General features: G+C 70.3%; 15 protein-coding genes. 9 read left to right on the forward strand and 6 right to left on the reverse strand.

The window, feature by feature from the left end; genetic code table 11:
- Positions 1 to 103: 103 nt before the first annotated feature.
- From ACI2JZ_RS15125 to ACI2JZ_RS15140, 4 genes are read left to right on the forward strand one after another with little or no spacing between them, the layout of a single operon-like run.
- On the forward strand, positions 104 to 1,051 hold the full coding sequence (locus ACI2JZ_RS15125; RefSeq protein WP_404598319.1) for an ABC transporter ATP-binding protein: 948 nt from the start codon (positions 104 to 106) through the stop codon (positions 1,049 to 1,051).
- Positions 1,048 to 1,809: an ABC transporter permease gene (locus tag ACI2JZ_RS15130; RefSeq protein WP_247624999.1), complete on the forward strand. Its 762-nt coding sequence runs from the start codon at positions 1,048 to 1,050 to the stop codon at positions 1,807 to 1,809. Before ACI2JZ_RS15125 ends, ACI2JZ_RS15130 begins: the two co-directional genes overlap by 4 nt.
- Positions 1,810 to 1,818: 9 nt before the next feature.
- Complete coding sequence (locus tag ACI2JZ_RS15135) at positions 1,819 to 2,910, forward strand: sensor histidine kinase (protein ID WP_404598321.1); 1,092 nt, start codon at positions 1,819 to 1,821, stop codon at positions 2,908 to 2,910.
- Entirely contained in the window at positions 2,907 to 3,521 is a 615-nt protein-coding gene (locus ACI2JZ_RS15140; protein WP_404598322.1) for a response regulator, read from the forward strand. The genes ACI2JZ_RS15135 and ACI2JZ_RS15140 overlap by 4 nt, the downstream gene beginning before the upstream one ends.
- Here ACI2JZ_RS15140 and ACI2JZ_RS15145 read toward each other — a convergent pair.
- Both ACI2JZ_RS15145 and ACI2JZ_RS15150 read right to left on the reverse strand, forming a co-directional pair.
- Entirely contained in the window at positions 3,518 to 3,934 is a 417-nt protein-coding gene (locus ACI2JZ_RS15145) for an MmcQ/YjbR family DNA-binding protein (protein WP_336642023.1), read from the reverse strand. The two genes, ACI2JZ_RS15140 and ACI2JZ_RS15145, sit on opposite strands and share 4 nt — an antisense overlap.
- Before the next feature lie 2 nt (positions 3,935 to 3,936).
- The gene (locus tag ACI2JZ_RS15150) at positions 3,937 to 4,590 is read right to left on the reverse strand and encodes an SOS response-associated peptidase family protein (protein ID WP_404598324.1); all 654 of its coding nucleotides are present in this window, start codon (positions 4,588 to 4,590) and stop codon (positions 3,937 to 3,939) included.
- A gap of 68 nt (positions 4,591 to 4,658) precedes the next feature.
- On the opposite strand from ACI2JZ_RS15150, the gene ACI2JZ_RS15155 reads away from it, so the two are divergent.
- The gene (locus tag ACI2JZ_RS15155) at positions 4,659 to 5,597 is read left to right on the forward strand and encodes a DMT family transporter (protein ID WP_247634213.1); all 939 of its coding nucleotides are present in this window, start codon (positions 4,659 to 4,661) and stop codon (positions 5,595 to 5,597) included.
- Here the strand turns inward: ACI2JZ_RS15155 and ACI2JZ_RS15160 are convergent, their stop codons facing one another.
- Positions 5,598 to 6,182, reverse strand: coding sequence for a nitroreductase family protein (locus ACI2JZ_RS15160; RefSeq protein WP_404598325.1), 585 nt, complete (start codon positions 6,180 to 6,182; stop codon positions 5,598 to 5,600).
- Positions 6,179 to 6,589: a peptide-methionine (R)-S-oxide reductase MsrB gene (msrB, locus tag ACI2JZ_RS15165; protein ID WP_247624993.1), complete on the reverse strand. Its 411-nt coding sequence runs from the start codon at positions 6,587 to 6,589 to the stop codon at positions 6,179 to 6,181. Before msrB ends, ACI2JZ_RS15160 begins: the two co-directional genes overlap by 4 nt.
- 71 nt (positions 6,590 to 6,660) lie before the next feature.
- Here msrB and ACI2JZ_RS15170 point away from each other — a divergent pair, with 71 nt between their 5' ends.
- The 4 genes from ACI2JZ_RS15170 to groL all read left to right on the forward strand — a co-directional run bounded on the left by ACI2JZ_RS15170 (position 6,661) and on the right by groL (position 10,262).
- Positions 6,661 to 7,653, forward strand: coding sequence for a DUF2332 family protein (locus tag ACI2JZ_RS15170; RefSeq protein WP_404598328.1), 993 nt, complete (start codon positions 6,661 to 6,663; stop codon positions 7,651 to 7,653).
- 9 nt (positions 7,654 to 7,662) lie between these two features.
- Positions 7,663 to 7,920 carry a DUF3263 domain-containing protein gene (locus ACI2JZ_RS15175; protein WP_247634216.1) on the forward strand — a complete coding sequence of 86 codons (258 nt, stop codon included), beginning with the start codon at positions 7,663 to 7,665 and terminating at the stop codon, positions 7,918 to 7,920.
- 25 nt (positions 7,921 to 7,945) lie between these two features.
- Positions 7,946 to 8,518, forward strand: a complete 573-nt coding sequence (locus ACI2JZ_RS15180; protein WP_247624990.1) for a LytR C-terminal domain-containing protein — start codon at positions 7,946 to 7,948, stop codon at positions 8,516 to 8,518.
- A 124-nt stretch (positions 8,519 to 8,642) separates the two neighbouring features.
- On the forward strand, positions 8,643 to 10,262 hold the full coding sequence (gene groL, locus ACI2JZ_RS15185) for a chaperonin GroEL (RefSeq protein WP_247634217.1): 1,620 nt from the start codon (positions 8,643 to 8,645) through the stop codon (positions 10,260 to 10,262).
- Positions 10,263 to 10,386: 124 nt separating this feature from the next.
- On the opposite strand, the gene ACI2JZ_RS15190 is transcribed toward groL, so the two are convergent.
- Together ACI2JZ_RS15190 and ACI2JZ_RS15195 are read right to left on the reverse strand one after the other, a co-directional pair.
- A complete protein-coding gene (locus ACI2JZ_RS15190; protein ID WP_247624988.1) occupies positions 10,387 to 10,674 on the reverse strand; it encodes a WXG100 family type VII secretion target in 288 nt (95 codons plus the stop codon).
- Between the two features lie 163 nt (positions 10,675 to 10,837).
- On the reverse strand, positions 10,838 to 12,526 hold the full coding sequence (locus tag ACI2JZ_RS15195) for a sensor histidine kinase (protein ID WP_404598329.1): 1,689 nt from the start codon (positions 12,524 to 12,526) through the stop codon (positions 10,838 to 10,840).
- Positions 12,527 to 12,529 lie beyond the last annotated feature (3 nt).

The raw sequence follows: 12,529 nt of genomic DNA on the forward strand, positions 1-12,529 counted from the left end.
TGAACGGCAGGCGAACAGCGCACCGGGAACATGACGGATGTCATCCGCACCGCGTGACATCGCCCTCCGGTGCGGGCCGTGCTCGCGGCGCTTCACTGGGAGCATGAGCCAGCCCCTCGTCGCCCCCGCCGATCGCCCTCCCGCAGACTCCGCGCCCGCCGTCGATCTCACCGGCATCGTCCGACGCTTCGGGCACGGCGCGAATCGGATCGTCGCGGTCGATCACGTCGACCTCCGCATCGAGCGCGGCGAGGTGGTCGCTCTGCTCGGCCCGAACGGCGCGGGCAAGACCACCACGATCGACGTGCTCCTCGGACTCTCCGAACCCGACGAGGGCACGGCGCGCGTGCTCGGCACGCATCCGCACCGCGCGGTCACGGCGGGGCGCCTCGCGGCGGTGCTGCAGACCGGCGGACTGCTCTCCGACCTGACCGTGCGCGAGACGATCTCGGTGGTCGCCGGGCTGCACGGCGCTTCCGGTCGCATCGCCGAGGTCATCGATCGCGCCGACCTCACCGCGATCGCGCGTCGCCGCGTCGGCAAATGCTCGGGTGGCGAGAAGCAGCGCGTGAAGTTCGCGCTCGCGCTGCTGCCGGACCCGGACGTGCTGGTGCTCGACGAGCCGACCGCGGGGATGGACGTCACCGCCCGTCGCCGCTTCTGGGAGGCGATGCGGGCGGATGCCGACGCCGGCCGCACGATCGTGTTCGCCACCCACTACCTCGAAGAGGCCGAGCAGTTCGCGCGGCGCACGATCGTCATGAATCACGGCCGTGTGGTCGCCGATGGCGCCACCGCCCGCCTGCGCGCGTCACTGGGCGGCCGCATCGTCTCGGCGACGATCCCCGGCGGGATCGCTGCGCTCGCCTCGGAACTCCGCGCCGACGCCTCCGTCGCCGAGGTGTCGACCGACGCCGATCGGCTCACGGTGCGCACCGAGGCATCCGATCTGCTCGCCGGACGGCTGCTGTCGCTCGGTGCCTGCGATCTCGAGATCACCGCTCCCACCCTCGAATCCGCCTTCACCTCGCTCACGGAGGACCCGTCATGACCACGCTCGTCGCCCCCGCGCTGTACCGCACCGAACTCGTGCGTCAGATCCGCAACCCGTACACGCTCGCCTTCACCCTGGCGATGCCGGTGGCCATGTATCTGCTCTTCGGTGCGAGCATGTCGTACGCCTCGCAGAGCGTGGGCCAGGCGAACGTCTCGTTCTACGTGATGGTGTCGATGGGGGCGTACGGCACGGCCACCGCGATGAGCTCGCTGTGCTCGCTCGCCGCCTCCGAGGTCGGACAGGGGTGGGGGCGTCAGCTCGCGCTCACCCCGCTCTCGACCGCGGGATACGCGGTGACCAAGGTGCTCGCCGCGGTGTCGTTCTCGGCGCTCGCCGTGCTCTTCGTGTATGCAGCCGGTCTCGCGACGGGTGCCGAGGCATCCGACACCTGGCGCTGGTTCGCCGCCGCCGGAATCACCCTGGGGCTCGGGCTGATCTACGGCCTGTTCGGACTCGGGGTCGGCCTCGCCTTCAACTCCGACTCGGCGGCCGCTCTCGCCTCGATCTCCATCACGTTCTTCGGCTTCTTCGGCAACGTCTTCATCCCGCTCGACGGCGTGATGCTCGACATCGCGAAGTGGACCCCGATGTACGGCTACGTCGCGCTCGTGCGCTGGCCGGCCACCGACGGCACCCTCGTGGCGGGCGGGGCCGACCCGCTCTGGGCCGTGCTGCTGAACGTCGTCGTCTGGGCCGTGCTGTTCGCCGCGCTCGTGCGTCTCGGCGTGATGCGCTCGCGCAGCCGTCGTTAGGCTGGGCCGATGACCACCGAGGCTGCCGCGACCCCGGCGCACACCGGTCCCTGGGAGCGCTGGGGATGGTTGATGGCCGTCGTCTGGATGGTCTTCCTCGTCTACCCGGTGCTGGCGCTGCTCGCCTCGGATGCCGCGACCGGATGGGTCGTGCTCGGATGGGCGGGACTCGTGGCATTCGCCACCGTGTACGTGATCGGATTCGTCATCGGGATGCGCTCGTCGTGGGGACGACCGCGCCCGATCGTTCGCACGCTGTTCTGGGTGCAGATCGCGTGCGCGCTCGCGACGATCCCGGCGATCGAGTCGCAGGCGCTGAGCTTCCTCCCGTACCTCATGTCGTACGCCAGCTACGGACTGCGGGGTGCCTGGCACTGGGTGACGACCCTGGCGGGCATCGCGATCGCGGCGGGGACGATCGTCGCGACGGGGAGGTTCGGCGACCACTTCCAGATCCTCGTCATCGTGCTGCTCATCGCGGTGGTGAACACCGTGAACACCTGGCTGATCGGGCGCTCGGTCGACGCCGACAAGGTGCGGATGGACCTCGCCACCAGCGAAGAGCGCACCTCGATCGCCCGCGACGTGCACGACCTGCTCGGGCACACTCTCACGGCCGTGAAGCTCAAGGCCGAGCTCGCCGAACGCCTCGTCGACCACGACCCCGCGCGCGCCAAGGCCGAACTCGCGCAGATCGTGCACCTCACGGGCGAGGCGATCGCCGGTGTGCGCAGCACCGTCACCGGCATCCGCAGCGTCGCACTGGCGGAGCAGATCGATGCGAGCACGGTCGCGCTCGAATCGGCGGGGTTGCTCGTCGACGTCGAGGGTGACGCGGCGGCGCTGTCGCCCGCGCAGGCCCTGCCCGCCGGGTGGATCGTGCGGGAGTCGACCACGAACATCCTGCGCCACGCGAAGGCACGGCGGGTGCGCATCACGATGGCCCCCGGCGTGGTGGCGATCGAGGATGACGGCCGCGGCGCACGGGGGCCCGCGGGCAACGGTCTGCGGGGGATGGCCGAACGCGCCGCGGCGGCGGGCGCGGTGCTCGCCGTGGAGGATGCCCCGCTGGGCGGGACGAGAGTGAGTGTGACCTGGTGAGCGATCCGATCCGGCTGCTGCTCGTCGACGATCAGGCTCTCGTGCGGGGAGCGATGGGTGCCCTGCTCGAACTCGAGGACGATCTGACGGTCGTCGCCGAAGCCGCCGACGGTGCCGAAGCGGCGGAGCGAGCGGCGCAGGCGCGGCCCGACGTGTGCCTGATGGACATCCAGATGCCCGGTGTCGACGGGGTGGCCGCGACGCGCGCCGTGCGCGAGGTCAGCCCGTCGACGTGTGTGCTGATCGTGACGACCTTCGCGCGTCCCGGGTATCTGCGCCGGGCTCTGGACGCGGGGGCGAGCGGCTTCATCGCCAAGGACACTCCGGCCGCGCAACTCGCGCACGCGGTCCGGCGGGTGCATCAGGGACTCCGCGTCGTGGATCCCGCGCTCGCCGAGGCCTCGCTGTTCGAGGGCGCCAACCCGCTGAGCGAGCGCGAGCAGCAGGTCTTGAGGCTGTCGGCGGACGGGCGCGCGATCGCGCAGATCGCCGCCGAGGTGTTCCTGTCGGCCGGGACGGTGCGCAACCATCTGTCGTCGGCCATCGGCAAGACGGCGACCGAGAATCGTGCGCAGGCGGCCCGCATCGCCCGCGACAAGGGGTGGATCTAGGACCCGGCTGGATCTGGAACCGGCGGGATCTCGGGGGCGGGTCTCGCGAACAGCTCGGGATCCACGGGCCGCTGCGCGCGGGGCAGTTTCTCGACGACCAGCAGGTACGACTCGGTGACCAGCTCGGTCACGAGTCCCGGTTCGAGCGACGGGCCCGGGCGCAGCGAGATCCAGTGCTTCTTGTTCATGTGATACCCCGGCAGGATGTCGGCGAACGTCTCGCGCAGGGCGACCGCGTCGTCGGGATGCGACTTGACGGTCACCCGACCCGTGCCGTCGAGGGGCAGGAGCAGGAAGACGCGTCCGCGCACCTTGTAGACGTCCCACTCGGGGCCGAACGGGTTGGTCAGCTCGGCGCCGGGGAGTTCTTCGGCGCGTTCGGCCGCCGTGGTGGTGAGGGCATCGACATCCATCGTCAGAACAGCCGATCCGTTCCCTTGTCGTCGGATCGCGCGGCGACGGCGACGCGATCGTCGAGGGACGCCGCCGCCAGCAGCGCCTCGTCGATGAGTTCGCGATCGCCCTGCGCGGTGAGCCACTCGTGGGCGAACGCGGTCGGGATGAGGACCGGCATGCGGTCGTGCACGTCGGCGAGATGAGCGGGCGCGGGACGCATCACGATCGAGTAGCAGGTGAACCATTCGCCATCGGCGGTTCGGCCGCGCTGCGTGACGGCCGCCATGCCGAACAGGGTGCCCTCGCCCATGCCGAACTCGTGCCACACGCGCTCGGGCTTCTTCATCTCGAACCAGCCGGTCGCCGGCACCAGCGCGCGGGTCTTGAGCGAGCCGGGGCGCTCCTGCAGGCGCTCGGAGCGGGTGTTGATCGAGGGGAATTTCGCGGGTTCGCCGTTCACCAGGAACCCCCACCACGCGGCCTCGAGCGTGGCCTGGCCGTCGGCGTCGACGACCACGGGATTGAGGTTGCGGAGGTTCTTGCCGGTCGGGCGCAGGGTCTCACCCGCGTTCTGCTGCGCCCACTGGCGCAGGCCGTCGAGCACGTCGGCGTCGGCCTCGGCCAGCAGCTCGGCGTCGGTGAATCGGGGATCCAGTCCATAGCTCGCGCACATGCCCACAGGCTAGCCCGGGCCACCGACATCCGTCAGGGGCGGGAGGGGGATCCGGTACCGTGAAACGAGTGACTCCGACCCGTTCGCTCCCCGCGCCGCTCGCGATCGGCGGTGCCGTGGCGATCGGCGTCATGACCGCGATCCAGGCGCGCATCAACGGCGTCCTCGGCATCCGTCTGGGCGATGGGATCGTCGCCGGTCTCGTCTCCTTCGCCGTCGGTACGGCCGTCCTCGCCGTCATCGTCGCCTCCCTCCCGTCCGGCCGCGCCGGTATGGTCCGGCTCGTCCGCGGAGTACGAGGCAGGACCATCCCGCCGTGGATGCTCCTCGGCGGCGCCTGCGGCGCGCTCACCGTCTCGACGCAGGGGCTCACCGCCGCCGTGCTCGGGGTCTCGCTGTTCACCGTGGGAGTGGTCGCGGGGCAGACCCTGCACGGACTCGTGCTCGACCGGATCGGTTTCGGACCCGCGGGCGTCGTGGCCGTGACGATGGGTCGCGTCGCCGGTGCCGCGCTCGCGCTGGTGGCCGTCGGCGTCTCGCTGGGCGGAGACGTGCTGCGCACTGCCCCGCTGTGGATGCTCGTGCTCCCGTTCGCCGCCGGCGTGGGCATCGCGTGGCAGCAGGCCGTGAACGGACGCCTGGCGCAGCGCGTGTCGTCGCCCATGGTGGCGACCATGACGAGCTTCATCGCCGGCACGGTCGTGCTCGCCGTCGCCGCCGCGATCAGCGTCGTCTCGCAGGGTGCCCCGCACGGACTGCCGGCCGAACCGTGGCTGTACACGGGCGGTTTCCTCGGCGTCGTCTACATCTTCCTCGGGGCGTTCCTCGTCGCGCACACCGGGGTGCTGCTGCTCGGACTGGGATCGGTGCTGGGGCAGCTCGTCGCCGCGGTCGCGATCGACCTGATCTGGCCCACAGAGGCGGGGCCTGCGACCTGGCAGATCGTCACGATGGTGGTGATCGCCGCGGCATCCGTGCTCGTGGCGGTCGTGCGCCGACGGCGCTGACTACTTGATCTTCTTCTTCTTCTTCTCGGATTTCTCGTCCTTCGTCGCCCTGTCCGACGGCATCCGCGTCAGCAGCGCGTCAGCGTCGACGGGCGTGCGCCGCCCCGGGGACTTCGCCGGCTTGCCGCCGACGTAGAGCCACCCCAGCAGCACCTCGTTCTTCGCCAGTCCGTGCGCCCGCGCGACCGCCTTCGACCGCGTGTATCCGCCGGTGCGCCAGAACACGCCCCACCCGGCTTCGTCGAGCAGCAGGCTCAGCGTGTGCGCGACACCGGAGGCGACCGCCTCCTGCTCCCACACTGGCACCTTGTGGTTCGTGCGATAGCTGCCGACCACCGCGATCAGCAGCGACGCGCGCAACGGCTTGGTCGACGGCTTCTTCTCGCCCTCGGCCTTCGCGATCGCGGCGCTCAGGGCGAGCCGGTCGTCACCGCGCAGCTCGATCAGTCGCCACGGCCGCAGCGACGAATGATCGGCCACGCGCCCGGCGGCGGCGATCAGCGGAAGGAGCTCCTCGCGGGAGGGCGCCTCCTCGGTGACCTTCGACCAGGACTGCCGCGAGCGGACGGCGTCGAGCGCGCTCACGCCTCGGGGGCCTCGGGAGTGAAGTTCATCGCCAGCGAGTTCATGCAGTAGCGGTCGCCGGTCGGGGTGCCGAAGCCGTCGGGGAAGACATGGCCGAGGTGCGATCCGCACGTCGCGCACCGCACTTCCGTGCGGACCATGCCGAGCGAGGTGTCCTCGATGAGCTCGACGGCCTCGGGGCGGATCGACTCGTAGAAGCTCGGCCAGCCGCAGCCGGAGTCGAACTTCGTGCCGCTCTGGAAGAGCTCGGCGCCGCATGCGCCGCAGGTGTAGAGGCCGGCGCGTCCCTCGTCGAGCAGCTCGCCGGTCCAGGCGCGCTCGGTCGCCGCCTGGCGCAGCACGGCGTACTGGTCGTCGCCGAGCTCCTTGCGCCACTCGTCTTCGGTCTTTTCCACGCTGTACGACATGAGTCCTCCTGGGGTCCTCTCCATTCTCCCCTGTCGCGGGGCGCCGGGCTGCGTGCAGCCACAATGGAGGGATGACGGATGCTGTTCGCGAGCGCTACGCGCGCTTCGCCGAGAAGGAGGCGCCCGGTCGCAGCGCGCTCTACGCGGAGTGGGCGGCGGGCGTCGCCGGCGACGGCCCGGTGCAGGACGTGCTCGCGCGCATCCCCGAGAACCGGCGTCAGCCGCCGCTGGTCTTCGCGGTGACCCGGCTTCTCGGAGCAGCGCTCGAGGGATATCCGGTGTGGCGGGACTTCGTGCTCCGGAACGCGGATGCCGTCGTCGCCGAGTGCTCCGCGCGCTCGCTGCAGACCAACGAGCCGCTCCGGCTCGCGGCGCTCCTCCCGGTGCTGTCGGAGATCGACGGACCGATCGCGTTGCTGGAGATCGGGGCATCCGCGGGCCTCTGCCTCTACCCGGATCGTTACTCGTACCGCTTCACCGGCTCCGATGGCGAGGTGCGGGTGGCGCTCGATCCGCTCGAAGGGGTCTCCCCGGTCGTGCTCGCCAGTCGGGTCGACGGGGAGCTTCCGGAGCTGCGGCTCCCCGAGATCGTGTGGCGCGCCGGGATCGATCTCGCACCGCTCGATGCCCGTGATGCCGACGATCGTCGGTGGTTGCAGGGGCTCGTGTGGCCGGGGGAGACCGGCCGCGAGCAGCGGATCGCGGCGGCGCTCGACATCGCGGCATCCGATCCGCCGACGCTCGTCGCCGGCGACGCGCTCGAACGCATCGATGCTCTCGTCGCCCGGGCGCCGGTCGGGGCGACGCTCGTGATCACCACCCCGGGGGTCCTCGTCCACATCCCGCGCGCCGCCCGGTCGGCTCTGGTCGCCCGCATCCGTGAGCTCCCGGCACGGTGGGTCACGATCGACCCGCCCGGGCTGCTGGACGTCTGGGAGCCGCCGATCGACGTGGAGGAGTGGCCCGGGTTCGCGGTCGCACTCGACGGGCGGGTGCGTGCGGCGGCCGACCCGCTCGGCGCGTGGTGGGAGTGGCGCGCGGACGAGCGGCCGCACCCGTCCTAACCTGGGCACATGATCGGTGACCTCACGGAACGCGACCGCGCGATCCTCGCGCTGGAGACGGTCTGGCCCCGGCACAGCGGGGCCAAGGAGGAGGCGATCCGGGCGCAGCTGGGCATGAGTGCCGCGCGCTACTACCAGCTCCTCGGCCGGCTGATCGAGTCGGATGCCGCCCTCGAGTTCGATCCGATGCTGATCCGTCGGCTGCGGCGTCTGCGCGACGCGCGCGTCGTGCGCCGTTCGGCACGGACGCCCGGTTTCGTGGGCTGACCGCGCTCTCGGATAGCATCGTGGGGTGTCCAAGCCCACCCGTGATCGTTTCGACGACGTCCCCCGCTCATCCGGCCGCGTCGGGGCGCACCGCGCCGAAGCGCCGGGGATGAACGGATGGGTGGTGCTGCTGTGGTCGTTCGTCGCGGCGCTCGTGCTCATCATCGTGGGCATCTTCGGCTCGCTGGTCGTGATGGGGCGGATCGACCTCTTCCCCGAAGCGGTACCGACCGCCGAGCCGACCCCGGTCGAGACGGGTGTGGTCGACACGACGTTCGAGGTGACGATCCTCAACGCGACGCCCGATGAGGGTCTCGACGAGCAGATGCGCGACACCTTGCTCAACGCCGGGTTCGCCACCGTGTACGCGAGCGACAGCGGCAGCCAGGACTTCGAGACCACCACGGTGTACTACGTCGACGAGGCCGATCGTCCGGCCGCACTCGGCGTCGCCGACCTCATCGGGGGAGCGGCGGTCGAGCAGAGCGACTTCTACGCCGACCTCAACGACGGCGAGGCGAAGCAGCTCACGATCGTCGTCGGCCTCGATCGCTCCGCCACGGCGCCCGAGACTTCGGCCGAGACGCCCGCTCCCTGAGACGCGTCGGGCACCCTCCGTCCGCGGCTTGCACTCGCAGGGGTCGAGTGCCAGAATGGCGTTAGCACTCTCACACTCTGAGTGCTAAACCCAACGTCTACGTCCAGGAGGGACGAAAAAACTCATGGCAAAGATCATTGCTTTCGATGAGGAGGCCCGCCGCGGCCTCGAGCGCGGCCTCAACATCCTCGCCGACGCGGTCAAGGTGACCCTCGGCCCGCGCGGTCGCAACGTCGTGCTCGAGAAGAAGTGGGGCGCCCCCACGATCACGAACGACGGTGTGTCCATCGCCAAGGAGATCGAGCTGGACGACCCGTACGAGAAGATCGGCGCGGAGCTCGTCAAGGAGGTCGCCAAGAAGACCGACGACGTCGCCGGTGACGGAACCACCACCGCCACGGTCCTCGCACAGGCCCTGGTCCGCGAGGGACTGCGCAACGTCGCAGCCGGCGCCGACCCGATCTCGCTCAAGCGCGGCATCGAGAAGGCCGTCGCCGCGATCACCGAGGAGCTGCTCGCCAGCGCCAAGGAGATCGAGTCGAAGGAGCAGATCGCCGCCACGGCATCCATCTCCGCCGCAGACCCCGCGATCGGCGAGCTCATCGCCGAGGCGATCGACAAGGTCGGCAAGGAGGGTGTGGTCACCGTCGAGGAGTCGCAGACCTTCGGCACCGAGCTCGAGCTCACCGAGGGCATGCGCTTCGACAAGGGCTACCTGAACCCGTACTTCGTCACGGACCCCGACCGTCAGGAAGCCGTCTTCGAGGACCCCTACATCCTGATCGCGAACCAGAAGGTCTCCAACATCAAGGACCTCCTGCCGATCGTCGACAAGGTGATCCAGGACGGTAAGGAGCTCGTCATCATCGCCGAGGACGTCGAGGGCGAGGCTCTCGCGACTCTCGTGCTCAACAAGCTCAAGGGCATCTTCAAGTCGGTCGCCGTCAAGGCTCCCGGCTTCGGCGACCGTCGCAAGGCGCAGCTGCAGGACATCGCGATCCTCACCGGTGGTCAGGTCATCACCGAAGAGGTCGGCCTGAAGCTCGAGAACGCCACGCTCGACCTGCTGGGTCGTGCCCGCAAGGTCATCGTCACCAAGGACGAGACCACGATCGTCGAGGGCGCCGGTGAGGCCGAGCAGATCGAGGGTCGCGTGACCCAGATCCGTCGCGAGATCGAGAACACCGACAGCGACTACGACCGCGAGAAGCTGCAGGAGCGCCTGGCGAAGCTCGCCGGTGGCGTCGCCGTCATCAAGGCGGGCGCGGCCACCGAGGTCGAGCTCAAGGAGCGCAAGCACCGCATCGAGGACGCCGTCCGCAACGCGAAGGCGGCCGTTGAAGAGGGCATCGTCCCCGGTGGTGGCGTCGCGCTGATCCAGTCCGGCACGAAGGCGCTCAACGGTCTGTCGCTCACGGGTGACGAGGCGACCGGTGCGAACATCGTCCGCGTGGCGATCGAGGCTCCGCTCAAGCAGATCGCACTCAACGCCGGCCTCGAGCCGGGCGTCGTGGCGAACAAGGTCTCCGAGCTCCCCGCGGGCCAGGGCCTCAACGCCGCCACGGGCGAGTACGTCGACATGTTCGGCGCCGGCATCATCGACCCGGCGAAGGTGACGCGCTCCGCGCTGCAGAACGCCGCGTCGATCGCCGCGCTGTTCCTCACCACCGAGGCCGTCGTGGCCGACAAGCCCGAGAAGGCGTCCGCTCCGGTCGGCGACCCGTCGGGTGGCATGGACTTCTGATCCATCGCGCATGACAGAACGCCCCCGGCTTCGGCCGGGGGCGTTCTGCGTTCCTGTGGACGGCGGGGAGGAACCACCGTCCAGAGGAGGTCGGTGTCGGCCGGTGAGCATCGGCCGACGGGCATCAGCGGAACAGGCTCGCGGAGTACTGGTCGGCGTCGCTGTACTGCATCGCGGCCGAACCGAGTGAGGTGCCGATCGAGTCGAGCACCTGCTCGACCTGCAGGGCCGCCGTGCGCCACTGCTCCGCACATCCCTGGAACGCGGTCGAGGCGCTGCCGACCCATGACGACTGCAGCTGCGTGAGCTGCGCCATGAGGGTGGTCGATTCGGACTGCAGGCGCTCCATGGTGGCGCGGGCCGCGCTGTTCGCTGCCTGGACTGCTTCGGTGTCGACGGTGAAGACGGACATCTGGATTCTCCTTCGTGATGGGAGTTCCGAGATTAGGTCGAGCATCCGCCCGTCCGTCCCCGCGTTGCGTGTGCTCCACGGCGTCGCAGAAGAACCTGTGCGATCGCCCGGCTGTGCAGGGCGTGTGCCGGGCGCGACGGGGCGTGTGCCGGGCGCGGCCGTATCAGAGGTCGAGAGGCTCGAGCGGCTGCGTGTCCTCGAGCAGGTGCGCGGGCGTCGCGCGCGACGGTGCCAGGGGCAGGGTCACCGTGAAGGTGGCGCCGCCGCCGGGGGTCTCCGAGACGGCGACGCTGCCGTGCAGCGCCTTCATGATCGACGCGACGATCGCGAGGCCGAGGCCCGACCCGCCGGTCTCCCGTGCGCGAGACGTGTCGGCGCGCCAGAAGCGCTCGAAGATCTGCTCGCGGATCTGCGGCGGGATGCCCTCTCCGTGGTCGACGATCGCGATGCTCGCCGTGCCCTGCACGCGGTTCGCGTCGACGACGATCTCGATCGGACCGTCCTCGGGAGAGAACCGGCGCGCGTTGCCGAGCAGGTTGGTGACGACCTGGCGCACCTTGTTCTCCTCGCCGAGCACGATCGGGGGAGTCCGGACCGGGGTGTCGGGGGTCTCCGAGAAGTCGATCGCGGGGATCTGCTCGGTCGGCGTCGGTGTCGAACGCGGACGCCGCCGCAGACGCGAGAGAGCCGCGCGCGAGAGCCCGCGGGGCGGGGGCGGGGGTGCGGGAACCGAGGCGATGCGCACGCTCGTGGTGTCGCTCGTCTCGGCGGTGCGGTCGATGACCGTCACGGTGCGTCCCGGAGCGGCCGCGCGCAGGTCGAGGGCGGCGTCGCGGGCCACGGGGCGCAGGTCGAGAGCGGCGATCTCCGGCTCGCGCTCCTCGTCGAGACGGGCGAGGGCGAGAAGGTCCTCGACGAGCACACCCATCCTGATCGCCTCCTTCTCGATGCGCTCCATGGCACGGGCGGTGTCCTCGTCGCCCTGGATCGCGCCCATCCGGTACAGCTCGGCGTAGCCGCGCACGCTCACCAGCGGCGTGCGCAGCTCGTGGCTCGCATCGCCGATGAACCGGCGCATGTGCCGCACCGTGCGCTCGCGCTGCGCGAGCGAGCGGTCGACGCGGTCGAGCATCGTGTTGATCGCGGTGTTGAGACGACCGACCTCGGTCGTCGGCTCCAGATCGGTGAGTCTCTGGCTGAAGTCACCCGCGGCGATCGACATGGCCGTCGCCTCGACCTGTCCCAGCCGGCGGAAGGTGAGGGTGACGAGCCCGCGGGTGGCGAGGGCGGCGATCAGGATCGTGATCAGGGCGATCGTGATGTAGATGCCGAAGTACTGCGAGATGATCCGGTCGGCCTCATCGAGCGGCATCGCGACGAGCTGGATGCGCAGGGCACCGCCGTCGGCGGGGATGATCGCGACGGCGCTGCGGTAGACGCTGCCGTCCTTGCCGAGGAGGTCGGTCACCTCGTCCTCGTTCGCCGCGGCCTTCTGCGGGGAGTAAGACGAGGGGAAGAGCGGGGCGGACTCCAGCGGCATCGCTCCGGACGACGCGAGCAGATCCCCGTCCGCGTTGTAGATCGCGACGGCGAAGTCGCGCGGGGTGTCGCGGGGCGTCAGCATCTCGCCGTCGTCGGCGAGCACGAAGTACCGATCGGCGAGGTTGCTCGACACCAGGGCGGGCAGCTGCGCGTCGATGTTCAGCACGAGCGCGTTGCGCAGCACCGGGACGGTGCCGACGCCGGCGACGAGCAACCCGAGCGCGAGGATCGCGACCGTGACGCCCGTGACCTTGGCGCGCAGACTGATCCGACGCCACCATGCGGTGACCGCATCCGGCTTGTGCGCCATGCG

This window comes from Microbacterium sp. NPDC087868, from assembly GCF_044900755.1.
Taxonomy (GTDB): Bacteria; Actinomycetota; Actinomycetes; order Actinomycetales; family Microbacteriaceae; genus Microbacterium; species Microbacterium galbinum.